The 18,330-nt window shown below is 52.7% G+C and carries 16 protein-coding genes; 14 read left to right on the top strand and 2 right to left on the bottom strand.

The genetic code is table 11. The features are described from left to right. Position 1: 1 nt before the first annotated feature. Complete coding sequence (locus U5L07_07640; GenBank protein ID MDZ7831609.1) at positions 2-919, bottom strand: alpha/beta hydrolase; 918 nt, start codon at positions 917-919, stop codon at positions 2-4. Between the two features lie 308 nt (positions 920-1,227). Here U5L07_07640 and U5L07_07635 point away from each other — a divergent pair, with 308 nt between their 5' ends. The 13 genes from U5L07_07635 (at position 1,228) to U5L07_07575 (ending at position 16,927) form a co-directional block, all read left to right on the top strand. After that, on the top strand, positions 1,228-3,915 hold the full coding sequence (locus U5L07_07635) for a type I restriction-modification enzyme R subunit C-terminal domain-containing protein (protein MDZ7831608.1): 2,688 nt from the start codon (positions 1,228-1,230) through the stop codon (positions 3,913-3,915). A gap of 34 nt (positions 3,916-3,949) precedes the next feature. Beyond that, positions 3,950-5,362 carry a class I SAM-dependent DNA methyltransferase gene (locus U5L07_07630; protein ID MDZ7831607.1) on the top strand — a complete coding sequence of 471 codons (1,413 nt, stop codon included), beginning with the start codon at positions 3,950-3,952 and terminating at the stop codon, positions 5,360-5,362. Next, positions 5,359-6,792 carry a restriction endonuclease subunit S gene (locus U5L07_07625; protein MDZ7831606.1) on the top strand — a complete coding sequence of 478 codons (1,434 nt, stop codon included), beginning with the start codon at positions 5,359-5,361 and terminating at the stop codon, positions 6,790-6,792. The genes U5L07_07630 and U5L07_07625 overlap by 4 nt, the downstream gene beginning before the upstream one ends. Next, entirely contained in the window at positions 6,789-6,974 is a 186-nt protein-coding gene (locus tag U5L07_07620) for a hypothetical protein (protein MDZ7831605.1), read from the top strand. Before U5L07_07625 ends, U5L07_07620 begins: the two co-directional genes overlap by 4 nt. A gap of 28 nt (positions 6,975-7,002) precedes the next feature. Continuing rightward, positions 7,003-7,680, top strand: coding sequence for a DNA repair protein RadC (gene radC, locus U5L07_07615; protein MDZ7831604.1), 678 nt, complete (start codon positions 7,003-7,005; stop codon positions 7,678-7,680). Continuing rightward, on the top strand, positions 7,664-8,368 hold the full coding sequence (locus U5L07_07610) for a DUF3800 domain-containing protein (GenBank protein MDZ7831603.1): 705 nt from the start codon (positions 7,664-7,666) through the stop codon (positions 8,366-8,368). Before radC ends, U5L07_07610 begins: the two co-directional genes overlap by 17 nt. Then, positions 8,368-8,841: a hypothetical protein gene (locus tag U5L07_07605; GenBank protein ID MDZ7831602.1), complete on the top strand. Its 474-nt coding sequence runs from the start codon at positions 8,368-8,370 to the stop codon at positions 8,839-8,841. Before U5L07_07610 ends, U5L07_07605 begins: the two co-directional genes overlap by 1 nt. A 279-nt stretch (positions 8,842-9,120) precedes the next feature. Continuing rightward, positions 9,121-10,587 (top strand): amidase, encoded by a 1,467-nt coding sequence (locus tag U5L07_07600; protein MDZ7831601.1) that lies wholly within the window; start codon positions 9,121-9,123, stop codon positions 10,585-10,587. A gap of 3 nt (positions 10,588-10,590) precedes the next feature. Next, positions 10,591-12,117 carry a radical SAM protein gene (locus tag U5L07_07595; protein MDZ7831600.1) on the top strand — a complete coding sequence of 509 codons (1,527 nt, stop codon included), beginning with the start codon at positions 10,591-10,593 and terminating at the stop codon, positions 12,115-12,117. Between the two features lie 289 nt (positions 12,118-12,406). Continuing rightward, complete coding sequence (locus U5L07_07590; GenBank protein ID MDZ7831599.1) at positions 12,407-12,607, top strand: cold-shock protein; 201 nt, start codon at positions 12,407-12,409, stop codon at positions 12,605-12,607. A gap of 409 nt (positions 12,608-13,016) precedes the next feature. Continuing rightward, positions 13,017-16,088 (top strand): DUF748 domain-containing protein, encoded by a 3,072-nt coding sequence (locus U5L07_07585; protein ID MDZ7831598.1) that lies wholly within the window; start codon positions 13,017-13,019, stop codon positions 16,086-16,088. A gap of 26 nt (positions 16,089-16,114) precedes the next feature. After that, positions 16,115-16,690, top strand: a complete 576-nt coding sequence (locus U5L07_07580) for a hypothetical protein (protein ID MDZ7831597.1) — start codon at positions 16,115-16,117, stop codon at positions 16,688-16,690. A 21-nt stretch (positions 16,691-16,711) separates the two neighbouring features. After that, positions 16,712-16,927 carry a hypothetical protein gene (locus U5L07_07575; protein ID MDZ7831596.1) on the top strand — a complete coding sequence of 72 codons (216 nt, stop codon included), beginning with the start codon at positions 16,712-16,714 and terminating at the stop codon, positions 16,925-16,927. Positions 16,928-17,035: 108 nt separating this feature from the next. On the opposite strand, the gene U5L07_07570 is transcribed toward U5L07_07575, so the two are convergent. Further along, positions 17,036-17,269: a hypothetical protein gene (locus tag U5L07_07570; GenBank protein ID MDZ7831595.1), complete on the bottom strand. Its 234-nt coding sequence runs from the start codon at positions 17,267-17,269 to the stop codon at positions 17,036-17,038. A gap of 104 nt (positions 17,270-17,373) precedes the next feature. On the opposite strand from U5L07_07570, the gene tesB reads away from it, so the two are divergent. Then, positions 17,374-18,261, top strand: coding sequence for an acyl-CoA thioesterase II (gene tesB, locus U5L07_07565; protein MDZ7831594.1), 888 nt, complete (start codon positions 17,374-17,376; stop codon positions 18,259-18,261). Positions 18,262-18,330 lie beyond the last annotated feature (69 nt).

Genomic DNA, 18,330 nt, shown 5'->3' with positions numbered 1-18,330 from the left:
TTTAGAATCCTTTACGTTTCAGCTCACTGACAATGTCGATGTAAAATTCCGGTGCGTTGAATCCCGGGGTCATGCCGAACAGGTGGCCGATAATGGCCAGGTGGTCACATCCGGGGCTCCACCAGGCTCCGGATTCTGATCCTTTGAATGTGCCCCATTGGGCGCTTTCTACGCTGACCAGACCGTCATTGGGGCCTTCATGGGATAAGAGAAAGAGCCATGTGGGCTCCAGCACAGGATTGGGGCAGGTCAGCTTCACCCGGGCGGCATAGCTCTGGTAATAAATATTTTCATCATTGGGACAATTGTCATTGAAAAAGTCCATCTGAGCCCGGGTGACGTCATAGACGTTATCCAGCGAGTCCGGTTGGGTATTGCCGAAAAAATAGGCGTAAACAAAATCCAGGGTTTTGCCGGTCAGCTGTTGAATCAGTTCCGGTGTTGCTTGAACAAGGGCATCCGCCAGAAACATCCCATGGTGCGGACCGGCAATGCTCGTGTAGCTGGCGACATTTTCAGCAATTCCCAGGTTGCTGATCGCATACCGGGTGTACAGGGCCCCGTGGGAGTGGCCGATAATATTGAATTTTGGGGCGCTCTCGGTCGGCAGGTCCTTTTCAAGGGCCGCTTTAATTTCGAAGAATTTCTTTTTGAACTGTTCGGCTTTATCATCGGTTCCGTCCATGCCGTTGACCGAGGTCACATACACTTCCGCCCCTTCATTGCGCAGGGCCTCGGGTATCCCCCACCAGTAATCCACAATTCCCATCATCTCCGCCGCACCGCCCGTGCCGTGGGCCAGAATTATGGGGTATTTGGTGGCACAGGCATCCGAGGTGCCGGCCGCATAGCTCTGTCCCGGCAAGGCAATTGCCAGTGATATAAATAGAATCAGCACAAATTTGTATATGGCCCTCATGGTTTTCTCCTAAATATTTTTTAAATCCAATGTTATTATCTATAACTTTTCAGCAATCAATTCAACGATTTCTTTAAATGCTGGATAATTTTCATACAAAGTTCGGTTTTTACGCCGAAATTTGCAAGTATTTTTATTTGTCTTAAAATTTCGGCTTGTTAAAAAATGAACAGGCTTTACATTTGGTCGTTTTTTTGACAAAGTAGAAAATTCCGTATCATGGTTGCGGGGATAAAGCTTTTTGTTTTGATAGGCTTTACCTGGATAAAATTTGATGACTATCTTGAAACTGAACAGGTGGGCATCCAATGGTCGATGAGTTGGAATGGCAGACCCGCCGGGACCGAATTAACAAGCGGCTACAGTCGCTCAATCCGCCGTGGTCGATTATCAAGTATACGGATGAATTGGATCTCGAAACCCTTGACCGCCATGCGGTGGAAGAATATCCCACCGCGAACGGCCCGGCTGATTACGCCCTTATTGTTGACGGCCGGCTGCTGGGCATCATTGAAGCCAAAAAAGTCAAGGTCGGCCCCCAGAATGTTCTGGAGCAGGCCAAGCGTTATGCCAAAGGCGTCTTCAACAACATCGGCGCCTGGAACGGGTACAAGGTGCCTTTTCTCTATGCTTCCAACGGCGAGGTCATCTGGTTTCTGGATGTCCGTGATCCCAAAAATATCGCCCGTCAGATCAGCGCCTTTCATACCCCCGAGGCCCTCACGGAATGTTTTGATGATGACATCATTGCCGGGTATGACGCGCTCCAAAACCATCCCCCAACCATAAAAAATCTTCGTCCCTATCAGTTGGACGCTGTCGAAGCCATTGAAACCGCCATCGCCAAGCGCAAACGCGCCATGCTCCTGGCCATGGCCACCGGCACCGGCAAAACCTTCACCATTGTTTCCCTGATTTACCGGCTGCTTGAAGCCAGGGCCGCCCGCCGCATCCTGTTTCTGGTGGACCGCCGGGCCCTGGCCGCCCAGGCGGTTCGGGAACTGACCGCATTTACCACTCCCAAGGGCAGCAAATTCAACAAGGAATACGAAGTTTACAGCCAGCGGTTCCGCAAGGAGGACTTGGATGACGACAAACCCTTTGACTGCCGGGTGCTTCCCAATGAGTATCTCACCGCGCCCAATGCGGCGCATACCTTTGTGTATGTCTGCACCATCCAGCGGATGACCATCAATCTGTTCGGCTGGGAAAATGCCTTTTCCCAGTCTGAAAGCGATCCGGATTATGAGGCGGATACGAGCCAGCTCGATATCCCCATCCATGCGTTTGACGTGATCATCGCGGATGAATGCCACCGGGGCTATACCGCCCGGGAAACCGCGGTGCGCCGACAAACCATGAACTATTTTGATGCCGTCAAGATCGGCCTCACCGCCACGCCGGCGGCCCATACACTGGCTCTGTTCCGGGAGGTGGCCTATCGGTATACCACGGAGCAGGCCATCCAGGATGGCTACCTGGTGGATTATGATGCGGTCAAAATCGCCTCTAATATCCGCATGAACGGGGTCTTCCTGAAGCCCGGCGAATCCGTAGGCATTGTGGACACGGAAACCGGGGATGAAGCCTATGACGAATTGGAGGATGAGCGGGAATTCGGCACCCAGGAGATCGAGCAGAAAGTCACCGCACCGGAAAGCAACCGGCAAATCATTCGTGAGATTGCCAGGTATGCGTATCAGTATCAGGAAGAGACTGGCCGGTTTCCCAAGATCCTGATTTTTGCCGCCAACGATCTGCCCCACACCTCCCACTGCGACCAGCTGGTGCAGATCTGCAAGGAGGAATTCGGGCTGGGGGATGAATCCGTCAAAAAGATCACCGGGAGCCCCAGCGTGGACCGGCCGCTTCAGAAAATCCGGGAATTCCGCAACCGGCCGAATCCCAAGATCGTGGTCACCGTGGATATGCTGACCACCGGGGTGGATATTCCGCCGCTGGAGTTTCTGGTGTTTCTCCGGCCGGTCAAATCCCGCATCCTCTGGGTACAGATGCTGGGCCGCGGCACACGGCGCTGTCCGGAAATCCATAAGGAAAAATTTGCCATTTTCGACTGCTTTGACGGGACCTTGATTCAGTACTTTCAGAACACTACGGATTTCAGGGTCGAACCGCCGCAAAAAGAGCCGGTGTCCATCGCCCGGGTAATCGAAAACATCTATCAGAACGTCGACCGGGCCTATTATACCAAGGTCCTGGTCCGGCGGCTCCGCCGCATTGACCGGACCATGAGCGGTCAGGCCCGGGAACAGTTTGCCGCCTTTATTCCGGAGGGCGACATGGGCCGGTTCGCCTCCGAGCTGCCCAAGCGCCTGCAGGATGCGTTCATGGATACCATGCAGATCCTGCGAAACAACACCTTTCAGGAGCTTTTGGTCAACTATCCCCGGGCCAAGCGGAGCTTTCTGGTTGCCTATGAGGCCGAAGATACCGTATCCTCAGAAACCGTGTTTCAATCCGGCGGGACCTATCAAAAACCCGAAGACTATCTTGACGCCTTTGCCCGGTTTGTGACAGAAAATCCGGAGCAGGTCGAGGCCATCCGCATTCTTTTGGAACGGCCCCGGCAGTGGCGGACGGATGCCCTGGATGAACTGCGAAAGACCCTTCGTCGCCACCGGTTTGATGAAACGGACCTTCAGCGGGCGCACCAGTTGGTCTATAACAAGGCCCTGGCGGATATCATCTCCATGGTCAAGCACAGCGCCAATGAAACGCAGCCGCTCCTGACTGCAGAGGAGAGGGTGGACCGGGCCATGGCCCGGGTGACCGCGGGGCGCACCTTCACCGCTGAGCAGCAGCAGTGGCTGGATTTGATCCGAGAGCACATGATTGTGAACCTGGCCATTGAACTTCAGCACTTTGATATAGCCCCCATCTTTGAGCGAAAGGGCGGCCTGGGCAGGGCCCGCACCCTGTTTGAGGCGGACCTGGAGCGCCTGGTTGCGGATCTCAACTACGAAGTGGCCGCCTGACGCGGCGACAATTGCCTTTTTCTAAGGATACCCAATGTCTGATATTGTTAACAAGCTGTGGGGCTTCTGCCATACCCTCCGCCATGACGGCATTGATTACGGCGACTACATCGAGCAGCTCACCTACCTGCTGTTTCTCAAGATGGCGGATGAACGGGGCGTGGCCATTCCCAAGGCATACAACTGGGAAACCCTGAAAAAGGAATCCGGCCAGGCCCTGCTGGATCATTATGCGGATATCCTGCGCCATCTCCGGGAGCAGCCCGGCCTGCTGGGCGACATTTTTACCCAGGCCATGGCCCGGTTCAACAATCCGGTGAACCTAAAGCAGCTCATCACCATGATCGACAAGGAGAACTGGTCGGCCATGGATGTGGATGTCAAAGGAGCGGCGTTTGAGGGGCTTTTGGAGCGCTCCGCCAGCGAGGGGAAAAAAGGTGCAGGCCAGTATTTCACGCCCCGGGAACTGATCAAGTCCATCGTCCGGGTGACCCGGCCGGATCCCCGAAATGAAAAGATTTACACTATCTGCGATCCGGCCTGCGGCACCGGCGGTTTTCTGGTGGCGGCCTATGAATGGTTGATGGACCGGACCCGCGCCGCCCTGCCCATCAGCGAGATTCAGCGCATCCGCCAGAAAACCTATTACGGCCAGGAATTCGTTCCCCGGCCCAGGCGCCTGGCCCTGATGAACCTGTTTCTCCACGGCATTGAGGCCACCATCTATTACGGGGACACCATTTACGAGCCGGACCGGGGCGAGCGTTACGACTGCGTGCTCACCAACCCGCCCTTCGGCACCAAGGGCGCCAACCAGGTGCCGGAGCGGGATGATTTCACCATTGCCACCAGCAACAAGCAGCTCAATTTTGTCCAGCACTGCATGAACATCTTAAAGCCCGGCGGCCGGTGCGCCATTGTTCTGCCGGACAACTGTCTGTTCGAGGGCAAGGCCGGAGAGGTGTTTGAGATCCTTATGCAGGACTGCAACGTGCACACCATCCTGCGCCTGCCCCGGGGCACGTTCACCCCCTACAGTCCGGGGGTCAAGGCCAACGTGGTCTTTTTTCAGAAGGGGCTGCCCACGGAAAACACCTGGATTTTCGATGCCCGGTCCAATGTGCCCGGGATCACCAAAAAGGAGCGGCCCCTGACCCCGGACCATTTTGCGGAATTTGAAAAATGTTTCGGTGCCGACCCGGACGGCAGAAGCGACCGAACCGACCTCGGCCCGGAGGGCCGGTTCCGGAAGTTCCACATCAGCGAAATCAAGGAGCGGGAGTACAAGCTGGACATCACCTGGCTCCGGGATGAATCCCTGGAAGATGCCAATGACCTGCCCGAGCCCGAGGTGCTGGTCTCCGAGGCGATTACCGAGTTGGAAGCGGTGGTGGATGATTTAAGGGATATTTTGCAACTTGCTGAAAATAATGGGGTAGAACCTTGAATTGGCCGATAAACTGGGAAAAATGTAGTGTCAGTGATGTGGCCGAGGTTTTTTTAGGTAAGACACCCAAAAAAAGCCAATACCTTTCAGAGGGTAATAATAAGATAATCAAATTTCGTGACATAAAACAAGGTCAAGTAGATTTTGATAATAATAAAGAAGGCTTTGTGCTTAATGATTCAAATTTATTAAAATCTTTAAGAAGATTAAACTTAAACGATATTCTGATTACTTCGGCAGCACATTCTGGAGAAAACATTGGTAAAAAGTGTGCGATAGTTAAAAATATGCCTGAAAAGTATGCTAATTTTTATTTCACAGGTGAATTATTAAATATTCGCAGCTGCTCAGATGAGAGTCTTGCAAAATGGCTGTATTTCTTTTTCTCTTCGAAAATGGGTTTAAAAGAAATTCAGAAGGCTGTCTCAGGTGTTCATCTTACTTCAGGTCGAGCGAAATCAATGCAAATAGTCATTGCACCTGATAAAGAGAGAGATCGCATCGTCGCCAAACTGGAAAAATTACTGGCCAAAGTCGATCAAGCCCAGGCCCGGCTGGAAAAAATTCCGGGCATTCTCAAACAATTTCGAATGGCAGTGCTTGCCGCGGCTTGTTCCGGAGGATTGACAAGGGAGTGGCGCCTCAAAAAACATAATCAGGATAGGGATGGTAGTCCTGATGCGCCTGTTGATTGGGAAGAGCACAAGATTAAAGATTTATCCCACTATGTAACAAGTGGATCAAGGGGATGGGCGAAATATTATTCCGACAAAGGTCCATACTTTATACGTGCACAGGACATTAAAGCCGATTCTCTTAATCTTGAAAATGCGGCCCATGTTGAATTGCCGGAGCACATAGAGGGGAAGCGCACAAAGGTCCAAAAGGGAGATATTCTTGTCACAATTACCGGCGCTAATGTTACAAAGACAGCGCTTGTGGATTCAGATATCGGGGAGGCTTATGTTAATCAGCATGTTGCTTTGATCCGGCCGAAAGATACAGGTTTGTCCGAATACCTTTATTTATGGATAGTAAGCCCCAAGCATGGCCGCCAGAAGTTACTGAAAGATGCCTATGGTGCCGGAAAGCCCGGCCTGAATTTGGATAACATCCGAACAATAAGCGTAAATATCCCGCCAGCAGAAGAAAGGGAGTTAATTACTGAACGCACAAGGCAGCTTTTTCAAATCGCCGATCAGCTCGACCACCGCTACCAAAAAGCTAAAACCCACATCGACCACCTCACCCAATCCATCCTGGCCAAGGCGTTTCGGGGGGAACTGGTGCCCCAGGACCCGAATGACGAGCCCGCATCCGAGCTGTTAAAGCGCATCAAGGCGGGAAAAGCCCGGCAGGAAGCGGAAAGCAAACCCAATCGCAAGCCCAAAGCCAAAAAGGGACGGGCAAGTAAAAAGGCGGCAGTTTGAAAGATTCAATGGAAACCGAAGCCGAATACGAAACGGCCCTGGCACGGATCGAAGTGTTGATGGATTCGGAAGCCGGCAGTCCTGAAGCTGATGAATTGATGCGGCTGGCGGAAATGGTGGAAAAATATGAAGACATCCATTACCCCATAGATCCGCCGCCGGCGTTTAAAAATAAGGGCTGATCGCTTTTCAACATAGGGATAAAGTTAGATGGGAAAAATTAAAACCCTTTCCAAATGGGACCGGCCGCGGGAGAAGCTGCAGAATAAGGGCGCACAGGCGTTGTCTGATCTTGAATTGATGGCTGTATTGCTGGGCAGCGGCACGCCCCGGCAGGATGTGATGACCCTGGCGGAAAAGGTGGTGAAAAAAACCGATGAAACCAATGCCAGGCCATCGGTTGAGGATTTGACCACCATAGACGGCATCGGCCCGGCCAAGGCCGGCCTGATCGCCGCCGCCCTGGAATTCGCCCGCCGGCGCATCCAGCCCGAGGGCTTCAAGGTGGCGTTTCCGCCGGATGTGCTTCCTTTGATCCAGCACCTGGCAGACCGGAAGCAGGAGCATTTCCTCTGCATTTCATTAAACGGCGGCCATGAGGTGATCGCCGTGCGCACTGTCTCCGTGGGCCTGGTCAACAAAACCCAGGTTCATCCCCGGGAAGTCTTTGCCGATCCCATCACCGACCGGGCCGCCGCTGTGATCGTGGCCCACAATCATCCGGCCGGCACCCTTGAGCCCAGCGACGAGGATATCACCGTGACCCGCCAGCTCAAAGCGGCCGGCGATACCCTGGGTATAAGCCTTTTGGATCATATCATATTCAACCATCGCGGCTATTATAGTTTCATGGAGAATGGGGAATTTCGTAATGGCGATAACTTATAATATCTATTGTGATGAATCCTGTCATCTTGAAGCTGATCGAATTCCGGCCATGGTCGTTGGTGCCGTCTGGTGCCCGAAAGATAGAGTCAGGGAAATATCTGAAAAAATTAGAAGTCTTAAGGAGGCGTACGGACTTGCCAGGAGTTTTGAAATCAAGTGGACAAAGATATCCAATGCGAAATATTCGTTTTATCGGGCTATGGTGGATTATTTTTTTGATGAACCGGATCTGCATTTTCGGGCAGTGGTGATTCCGGATAAACGTAAACTGGACCATGCAGCGTTTAAACAGGATCATGATTCATGGTATTATAAAATGTTTTTTGTCCTATTGAAGCAAATTCTATCCCCCGAAGCCAACTATAATATCTATCTGGATATCAAGGATACCCGCAGTCAAAAAAAAGTGGAAATCCTGCATGATATTTTAGGCAGTAATATTTATGATTTTGACAAATCTATTATCAATAAGGTGCAGCATGTTCGTTCTAATGAAGTAGAAATACTTCAACTCACAGACTTATTGATCGGCATGCTGGGCTATCTGCATCGGGGTCTGAAAACCAATCAGGCTAAGTTGAATTTGATTGAAAGAGTTCGCCAAAAAACAAATTTTAGTCTGCTCCATACCACCTTGCCCAGAGAGGAAAAGTTTAACCTGCTCATCTGGACTGCGCGGGAGTGGTAATGGGTTTACCTGAACTTTTTCCGTTTCACGGCGATTGGTCTGCATATATTGAACAACTCTATGAAATTTATCTCAATGAGATTGTTCATAGCGGAATTACCTTTAAAGGTCTGCCGGTGAAAAGTCAGTATCGGCCACCCACCGACGGTAAAGGGTATGGTTTCTGGCATGTGATTTCCGATGGCCCCGTTGAAGAAGATAGGCTGCCCGATTTTCGCCGTTGCGAAAGAATACGGTGGATTAGCTGGGTTATTCGAATGGCTGATACAGATGATAGAATTAAATGGTGGGAGAATAAAAGGCGGAATAACACTCATGTGGTGTTATGGCTGGAATCGCATGAATTCGCGGTCATTTTGGCTAAACGGCGGAATTATTATCTTTTAAAAACCGCGTATAATGTTACAAAATCACACCGCAAAGCGAGTTTGCAGAGGGAATATGAAAATTATTGGAGGGCCAAAAAAGGCTAAAGCCGCCAAATTGTTTTGACGGCTTCGATTGCTCCTTCTACACGTGGCAGATGAGACTATATATATGATACCTATTATTATGTTTTTGTCAAGTTTAAAGCAGACCAATTTAAAGCAGACCAACGATTAAGGTGGTAAAAGCTTCAAGATCCGTTTTCACTGGCAAACGCCTCTTTTGTATGAAATTTCAGGACTGGAAAATGACGTTTGACCTGATAAATTTTTTTACCAAACACATCAAACCATGTTTTCAATACCTTAAAAATCAGGGAATATCAAATGAGTAAAATTGAATTTCAATCGGCAATTGAGCAGGTCGGGGCGATCAAGTCGGGAAAAATCTCATCAAGCGAGCTGTTGGACCATTACCTGGAGCGGATTGATAAATGGAATCCGGATTTGAACGCCATTGTCTGTACAGATGTTGAAAAGGCCCGGGAGCAGGCCCGGGCTGCGGATGCGGCGTTGGCCAGAAATGAAACATGGGGTCTGCTCCATGGTCTGCCCATGACGATTAAGGACACACTGGAGGTGGCGGGTATGCCGTGCACAGCCGGGGCGCCGCCTTTGAAAGACCATGTGCCGCAAAAACACGCGGCGGTGGTTCAGGCGCTGGTCGATGCGGGCGCCATTGTGTTTGGAAAAACCAATGTGCCGCTTTATGCCGGGGATTTTCAGAGTTTCAATGATATTTACGGCCAGACCAACAATCCATGGGATATCCGCAAAACTCCGGGCGGTTCATCCGGCGGGGCGGCGGCCGCCCTGGCGGCCGGGCTCAGCGCCCTTGAGATCGGCAGCGATCTGGGCGGCTCCATCCGGGTGCCGGCCCATTTCTGCGGCCTCTACGGGCATAAGCCGAGCTACGGGATCGTGCCCCAGAAAGGCCATGTCCCCCCGCCGCCGGGCATATTTACCGGCGAGTATAGCCTGGCTATCGATATGATGGCGGCCGGGCCGCTGGCCCGGAATATTGAGGATGTGGAGCTGGCCTTAGAGATTATCGTCGGTCCGGAGGCGCCGGATCAGCGAGCCTGGACCGTCAAGCTGCCCCCGCCCCGCAGACAGACGCTTGCGGATTATAAAATCGGCCTGTGGCTGGATGATCCGGCATGCCCCGTGGATTCCGGCGTGGGGGATACGATCCAGGCGGCGGTGGATCAATTGACTCAAAACGGGGCCGCAGTTTCCGAGGTGCGTCCGGAAGTCGATTTTAACGGCAGCTATGAGGCATTTTTAATTCTGAATGCGGCGGTCATGGGCGCTGCCGTGCCGGAAAAGATGTTTAAGAAATGGGCGGAGAAAGCGGAAAACCTCTCGCCTGAGGACCGCTCCTACCTGGCAAGCCAGATCCGCGGGGCTACCCAGCGGCACCGGAGCTGGATCGAACAGGACGGCATGCGGGAGCTGTTGCGCCAGAAGTGGGCGGATTATTTCAAAACCTATGATGTACTGATCTGCCCGCCGGCGATCCTGCCATCATTTGCCCATGATCACGGCTATATTTTTGACCGCACGCTCCCGGTTAACGGGCATGACCGGCCGTATATGGATATCATGGGCTGGTCGAATCTGGCGAGCGTAGCCAAGCTCCCGGCAACGGTTTTGCCTGTGGGTCGAACGTCCGGTGGCCTGCCCGTTGGCATGCAGGTAATCGGGCCGTATTTGGAGGACCGCACCCCGATTCATGTGGCCCGGCTGATCAGTGAAATTATCGGCGGATTCGTGCCGCCGCCCGGCTTCTAATATATGCTTCTGATCCATCCGCCGGTCGCCAAGCCGGGCGAACCCCCGGCTGGCCCGGCCCGGCTGGCATTTGCGTTAAGATCCCGGGGGATTGGCTGCCGGGTTTGGGATGCCAACCTGGAAGGTTTGCTGGATCTCCTGGGTCGGCCGGTTGCTGCCCGGGATACCTGGACCCGCCGGGCGGTGGCCCGTGTGACTGAAAATCTGGCCGCGCTTCGATCACCGGAAATCTCTCGTAGCCTGGACCGTTACAAGCGGGCGGTCATGGATATCAACCGGGTGCTGCAGATGGCGGGAAAAGCCGCGGGCAGCCATATCACCCTGGCAAACTATGGGGACGCCCGATTTTCGCCGGTTAAGAGCAAAGATCTGCTGGACGCGGCGGCCCGGTTTCACGAAAACCCCTTTTATTCCTTTTTTAAAAAACGCCTGCCCGAGTTGATTGATAAGAGCCATCCCCGGATTGTCGGTTTTTCGGTCAACTTTATAAGCCAGGCGGTCTGCGCATTCGCCATGGCGGGGTTTATAAGAAACCATTGGCCGAATATCCGCATTATTATGGGCGGCGGGCTGGTAACCTCGTGGTTGGCCGTCAAAGGCTTTGACAACCCGTTTGCTTCAGTAATAGATGAGCTGGTCTGCGGGCCGGGAGAGGGGCGCCTTTTCTCCATGGCTGGATTTTCAGAGACCCCGGCCGCGCCTCAGCCCGGGTTTGACTATGCCGATTTCCCGATGAATTTGTATCTCTCTCCCGGCCGGGTGCTCCCTTATGCCGCCTCCCGCGGCTGCTACTGGCAGAAATGCCGGTTCTGCCCGGAAAAATTTGAAAACACCCGGTACCAGGCTTTTGATCGATCCGCCATCCGAAGCGATCTGAATCGGCTGCAAAAAGAAACCCGTCCCTCGCTCATCCATTTTCTGGACAATGCCCTGTCTCCGGCATTCTTAAAAGCCCTGATCGCTGATCCGCCCGGGGCGCCCTGGTATGGGTTCGTCCGGATCACCGATCATCTTACCGACCCGGCGTTTGCCAGGGGCTTAAAAGATTCCGGCTGTGTGATGCTGAAGCTTGGCATCGAGTCCGGCGCCCAGCATGTGTTGGATGCATTGAATAAGGGGATATCCATTGACACCGTATCCCGGGCGTTAAAAACCGTCAGCGAAGCCGGCATTTTAATCTACGGATACCTACTTTTCGGCACGCCGGCCGAAGATTATGAAGCCGCTTGCCAGACGCGATCCTTTATACTGGCCCATGCGGACTGCATCGATTTTTTAAACCTGGCCATCTTCAATCTGCCCGTGGGCAGCCCGGAGGCGGATGCCCTGGATACCGTGGATTTTTATCCCGGGGATTTGTCCCTGTACCGGGAGTTTGTCCACCCCCGCGGCTGGGACCGCAGCCGGGTGCGGCGGTTTCTGGTCAAGGAGTTTAAGCGGCCGGGGCCCATCCGGGAGATTTTGAAAAAAGATCCCTTGTTTTTTACCTCCAATCACGCGCCGTTTTTTTTGTCTCGCAGCGGTCGCTGAGTGCGCCAAGAGCCATATTTCTTTGCGTTTTCCGCGGCTCTGCGGGATGTTTTTAGCTTTATTCAGGTGCTTCCGGCGTTCGGGCCTCAGGAAAAAAATTTGATCCCCACCTAATTTTTGATCGATCTATGCTTGACATTGATAAAATAACCGTTAAAATCCCAGATAATCTAGAAAGGCCTTGGCTGACTGCGGGCCGGTTTCGTTCGAAAGGGAGCATTATTGTTAGATAGTGAAGCCCTGGTCGGTTGGAACTTTGAGAATTTTGTAAGAAAGGAGGGGCGACACTATGGCTAAAGGCACCGTAAAGTGGTTTAACGAAAAAAAAGGCTATGGGTTCATTGAGCAGGAAGATGGATCTGATGTATTTGTTCATTTTTCCGGCATCAACGGATCCGGTTTCAAGACGCTGAACGAAGGCGACAGGGTTTCCTTTACTGTTGAGCAGGGCCAAAAAGGCCCGGCGGCAGTAGACGTTACCGTCGAATAACTTGATTCAGTAAAAAACTGTAAGGGCATTTCAAAGCGTTTTGCTTTGAAATGCCCTTTTTTTATTGCTACTTGCCTTCTTTCCTGTCCCGCTGTTGCAGCCTTGGCTGCCTGTTTTCACGCGGCGGCCGGGGTTTATTCCTCTACATCCTGGTAATCCCGGATGGCCTTATTCAACCGCTTTCTGTTATGTTAGTGGTTTGCTTGCGGCGATTGGTTACGCCTGATCCACATTTATAATAAATAAGCAGTCTCTTAGGAGAAGCAAGCTGCCCCGGGTATGGCTTGAAATTTTTTCAACTCACGTTAATATTAAAAAATATTTGAGATTTTTTTGGACTTTTTGCGAAGCCGTCAAGTGAACTTAGCAAGCTGCCGCCGGATGCCGGCGCTCGAAAAGAAGGTGAAAAATGGGCTGGAAAAGGATGGGCTGGAAAAAAAAGACGGGGATTATTCTGGGTATTCTGATTCTACTCTACACCCTTGCCGGTTTTCTGGTGATCCCCATGGTCACGGAAGCCATTCTGCCGGACAAACTCTCGGCGCAGCTGGACCGGCCGGTCAGCGTGGAAAACATTTCGCTAAACCCCTATACGCTCACCCTGGCGGTTCAGGGATTAAAAGTTGGGGAAAAATCCGGGGATACGGATTTTGTCTCATTTGATGAGTTTTTCGCCGATATCCAGTGGGCCTCGCTTTTTAAGCTGGGGCTGGTAGCCCAGGAGCTTCGCCTGAAGGCGCCGTTTGTCCGGGTGGCCCGGATTTCGGAAACCGAGTTTAATTTTTCCGATCTGATGCCGGCGGATAAAGAAGAACCGAGTCCGGCGCCGGAAGATGAGGCGCCGTCTGAGCCGTTTCGATTCCGCCTGTCCAATATCCAGATCATCAACGGCGAATTTGAGTTCCATGACCGGCCCATGGATAAAACCCACCGCTTTGACAGGGTAAGCTTCACGGTGCCCATGCTTTCCAATTTTGAGGCCCATATCGACGCCTATTCCCAGCCCGTGCTGGCGGGCGAGTTAAATAATACGCAGCTCAAAGTGGATGTATCCACCAAACCGTTTGCCGAATCCCTGGAAACGGTTGTGGATATCAATTTAGCCGGGGTTGATCTGCCGTATTATTTTGATTATGTCCCGGCTGACTTAGGCCTGGACATCACCGGCGGCCATCTCAACCTGGAATCCAAAATTCGCTTTAAAAAAGCCTCCGAGGGAAAAACCAATCTTGAAGTTTCCGCAGTTGCCGATCTGGCGGATCTTCAGGTAACCGATACGGCGGCGGATGAAATACTGGCATTGTCGGGTCTCCATGTGGAAATGGCGCCGTCCCGGCCGCTGGAAAAGCAGATTCGCCTGGCCACGGTCTCGCTCACCGAGCCGGTGGTGACCCTGGTGCGCGATTTTAACGGCAGCCTGAATCTTGCCCGGCTCGGGCCGCAGTCAGAAAACAGGTCAAGCAGCGAATCGGGTGCAGACGAATCAAAGGCTGAATCGCAGGCTCAGGCGGACAAAGAGAAAGCGGAAGCCGAGGAAGCGGCCTCTGAAGAGGACCCCTTTATATTTGAATTGGACGAATTAAACCTCTCATCCGGCACCCTAAATTATCAGGATTTCGCCGCCCCCGGGGCATCCGCCACGCCGCACGGCGGGCCGGTGCAAATGACCGTAAATGATCTCAACCTAACTGTTACCGGCTTTACCACACAGAAGGATCAGACCGCACAGGTGGATTTGTCCGCCGGGCTTGATCCGGATGCCGCGTTATCGGTTAACGGCAAATTCGGAATAACGCCCCTGACCGTGGATACGACGGTCAACATTGAGGACGTGCCCCTTAATCTCGCCCAGCCCTATTTCCCCGATCCGTTGAAACTGGCCGTCACCAGCGGAAGCTTTGATCTTTCCGGCAATGCCCGGATGAACTCGGATCCGGAGGCCGGATTGAGTGCGCACTTTAATGGCGATGCCGGGATGAAGGAGCTGACGCTTCTGGAAAGTCAAGCCGAGGAGAAGTTTCTCAAATGCCAGGCGCTTGATTTAAACGGAATCGACGTGTCCTGGAATCCCACCCGCATTCGGTTGAAAACGCTGGAGATTAACGGCTTAAAGCAGAACCTTATTGTGCAGGAAAACGGCCGGCTGAACGTGAACCAGATCTATACCGCAGAGGCGGCCGAATCCGAGGCGCCGGAAAAATCCGCAGCAGAAGATAAAAAGGCGGGGGCGAAAAAATCGGAACCAGAGCAAACCGAGGCCCCATCTGCGCCGTTTCCGGTCTCCATCGGGGAAATCAAACTCCGGGATATCGGCGTCTCCTTTGCGGATTACAGTATTGAGCCCAATTATTCCGCCCGGGTGACATTTGATGAAGGCAGCATTACGGGGCTTTCCACCGAGGCGTTTGAAGGGGCGAAGGTCTCGCTCAAGGGCGCGGTTAATGAACGCGCGCCGATCGATATTTCCGGCCGGATCAATCCGCTCCTGGCGGATCTGCTCTTAGATATTACCTTTAAGCTGCAAAATTTGGAGTTAAGCCCGGTTTCCGCCTATTCGGGAAAATATATCGGAAAGGCCATTGAAAAGGGAAAGCTCAACCTGGATCTGAAATACTTGATTGAGAATAAAAAACTGGAAGCTGAAAACCACGTGCTGCTCGATCAGTTCAACCTGGGGCACCGGGTTGAAAGCGACACGGCCGTGAATCTGCCGATAGGCCTGGCGATCGCCCTTTTAAAAGACAGAAAGGGCCGAATCGAGCTGGATCTGCCGGTATCCGGCCGGCTGGATGACCCGCAGTTCAGTTTAACCGGCGTGATCATTCAGTCGTTGAGAAGTCTGTTCACCAAGGCGGCCACCTCGCCGTTTGCCCTGGTAAGCTCGATTGTGTCCGGCGGCGAGGAACTCAGATACATTGAGTTTGAGGCCGGGAGTACGGATCTGGACGGGGCATCCAAAGACAAGCTGGATGCTATTATCAAGCTGCTCTATGAGCGGCCGGCCCTTAATCTGGAGCTGACCGGCTATGTGGCGCCGGAAGATGACCGGGCGGCGCTTAAGGCGGCGGCGCTTGAGCGCAAAATCCGGGCCGCCAAATGGGCCAAAACCACCAAGAAGACCGAGACCGAAACCATTCCGTTTGAAGAGATTGAGTTGACAGCGGAAGAACACGTTAAATATCTCCGACGGGTTTATAAGGCTGAGGTGCTTGATGCCTCGGACGCCCCGGAAGACGCCAAGCCGCTGGATGATGAACCATTGACAGCCGAAGAGATGGCGGCAGAGATCCGGCAGCGGATTGAAATAGAGGATGCCAGGCTCCGGCTTCTGGCAGAGAATCGGGTGCAGGCGGTAAAGGGTTATCTCCTGAATGACGACCGGATTGCGGGCAAGCGTCTGTTCACACGGGAGGCAGAAAGCCTTACGCCGCCCAGGGTTGAGAAATTCAAAGCATCCCGGGTGGAGCTGAATTTGAACTAAAAATCGCGAAAGGCAAAAAAAAATCGATGAGAAAAAGATCGGCAATTGGACTTCTGTTCATTATTTTTCTGGTTCTGATGACGGCGTGCTCCACCAGGCAGGTGATCGAGCGGTATCAGGGCTCCACAGCCCAGCGCTTAACCTCGCACAGCGTAAACGATATGATCGCGGCGATACCGGAGACGGATTTTTCCCGGCTTAAGAATAAACCGGTCTACTTGGAATGTTATTTTCTAAACGATATCGAACCGATCGCCTATGCCAAAAAACGGCTGGAGCTGGAACTTATGGACAAATATCAGTGCCGGCTGGTTTCGGATCCGGTGGATGCCGAGATGGAGGTATATGTGTTCTTTACCTCTCTTGGCACGGACTCGGATAAATTCGGGCTGAGCACCCCGGGGATCGCCATACCGGGCATGGGCCTGTCCTCCATTGATCTGCTCGCCCTTGAAATGTTTCATGGCATCACGGAACTTTACTATTATATTGTGGATGACAGGGAGCAGATCATCGCCAAAAGCGATGTGATCCAGACGCGGGTCCGCAATGATTCACTGGCCCTGCCGTTGATAACCATACCGATTAATACGGTGGACTAAAAACCAAATCAGAGGGTGTAAATGATCACTTGCAGTTTGAACAATTTTATGGAGGCCGTTAAGCCCTGGCTGGACGGCGATTATATCCGGCAGGCCTACCTGGATGACCAGGGCCGGTTTGTGCTGTATTTCCAGGACGGCGTGAAAAATGTCTACGAGATTGACGACTGCACGGCCGCCCAGCTGGCGGATATTCTGGCGGATTTCAAGCAGAGAGGCATTCCGGTGGTCGAATAGGCGTAACGGATTTAGCGCCCCCGCCTATGTTTGGGGTTCAGAGATTCCATGTTACGGGTTTCTAAGACGGTGTTTACGGTTTTTAATATCTCCTGCATTTCTTGCCGTTCAGACGTTCCGTTTGGTGCCCGAATAGGTGAAGGCCTTGGCCACCATTTTGATAAACCGGCCCTTGTCAATTCCCACCACATTGCCGCACTGGCAGGAGACCTTACCGGTGAGTTCAATCGGCTGGTACATTTTATCGATCCGCGACTTGTGGCACCGCAGCACCTCACCCGGCCCGATTTTGTCGTAGCGCCAGAGCTTCTTTTTGCATGCCGCGCATTTCAGGGTAAGCATGGCGTTTCACATTATTTGAATATAGCGGTAAAGTTCGTTATACTGACTTTTTACGAGACTATCAGAATTGGGGGACCTATCAAAGTCCCCGGGAGTCAGCCTTCATGACAGAATCGACCACATGTACGCCGATCAGTAACGTACTCGATGAACTGCTGGAACTTTTAGAGCTTGAGATGATTGAGGAGAATATTTTCCGGGGCAAGAGCCAGGATCTGGGATTCGGCAATATATTCGGCGGCCAGGTGCTGGGCCAGGCCATGTCCGCCGCCTCTCAGACCGTGCCGGATGACCGGCAGGGGCACAGCCTTCACGCCTATTTTATGCGCCCAGGGGACCCCGCCCGGCCGATCGTCTATACCGTGGACTGCATCCGGGATGGCAGAAGTTTTACCACCCGCCGGGTAACAGCCATTCAGAAGGGCCGGGCGATTTTTACCATGTCCGCCTCTTTCAAGGTGGCGGAAACCGGGTTTAACCATCAGGCGGAAATGCCTGATATCCCGGGTCCGGAGGGCATTGAATCCGAGATGGAGCGGGCGCGGCGGGTTCAGGACAAAATCCCCGAGCCGATCCGAAACCGCATTTTATGTGAAAAACCGATTGAAGTCCGCCCGGTTAACCCGGTCAATCCCTTTGCCCCGAAAAAGGAAAATCCCGAACGCTACAGCTGGTTCCGGGCTATCCACAAAATGCCGGATGACATGGCCGTGCATCGCTATATGCTGGCATATGCTTCGGATTTCGGGCTGGTGGGCACGTCTTTATACCCCCATGGCCGCACCTTCTGGGATCCGAAAATGCAGGTGGCCAGCCTGGATCATGCCATGTGGTTTCACCGGGATTTCCGGATGGACGACTGGCTGCTGTATGCCATGTACAGCCCGAATGCCAGCCGGGCCCTGGGCCTGAACCACGGCCATATCTACGCCCGGGATGGAACGTTGGTCGCCTCAACCTCCCAGCAGGGGCTGATCCGATTCCGGGGATAAGTAAAGCTTCGGAAAAATCGGTTTATGCCACCAGCCGTCATAATCTTAATCTTAATTTAACCAAAAAAC

This window comes from Desulfobacterales bacterium (genome assembly GCA_034520365.1).
Lineage (GTDB): Bacteria > Desulfobacterota > Desulfobacteria > Desulfobacterales > Desulfosalsimonadaceae > M55B175.
This window is presented reverse-complemented; position numbering and strand designations above follow the sequence as displayed.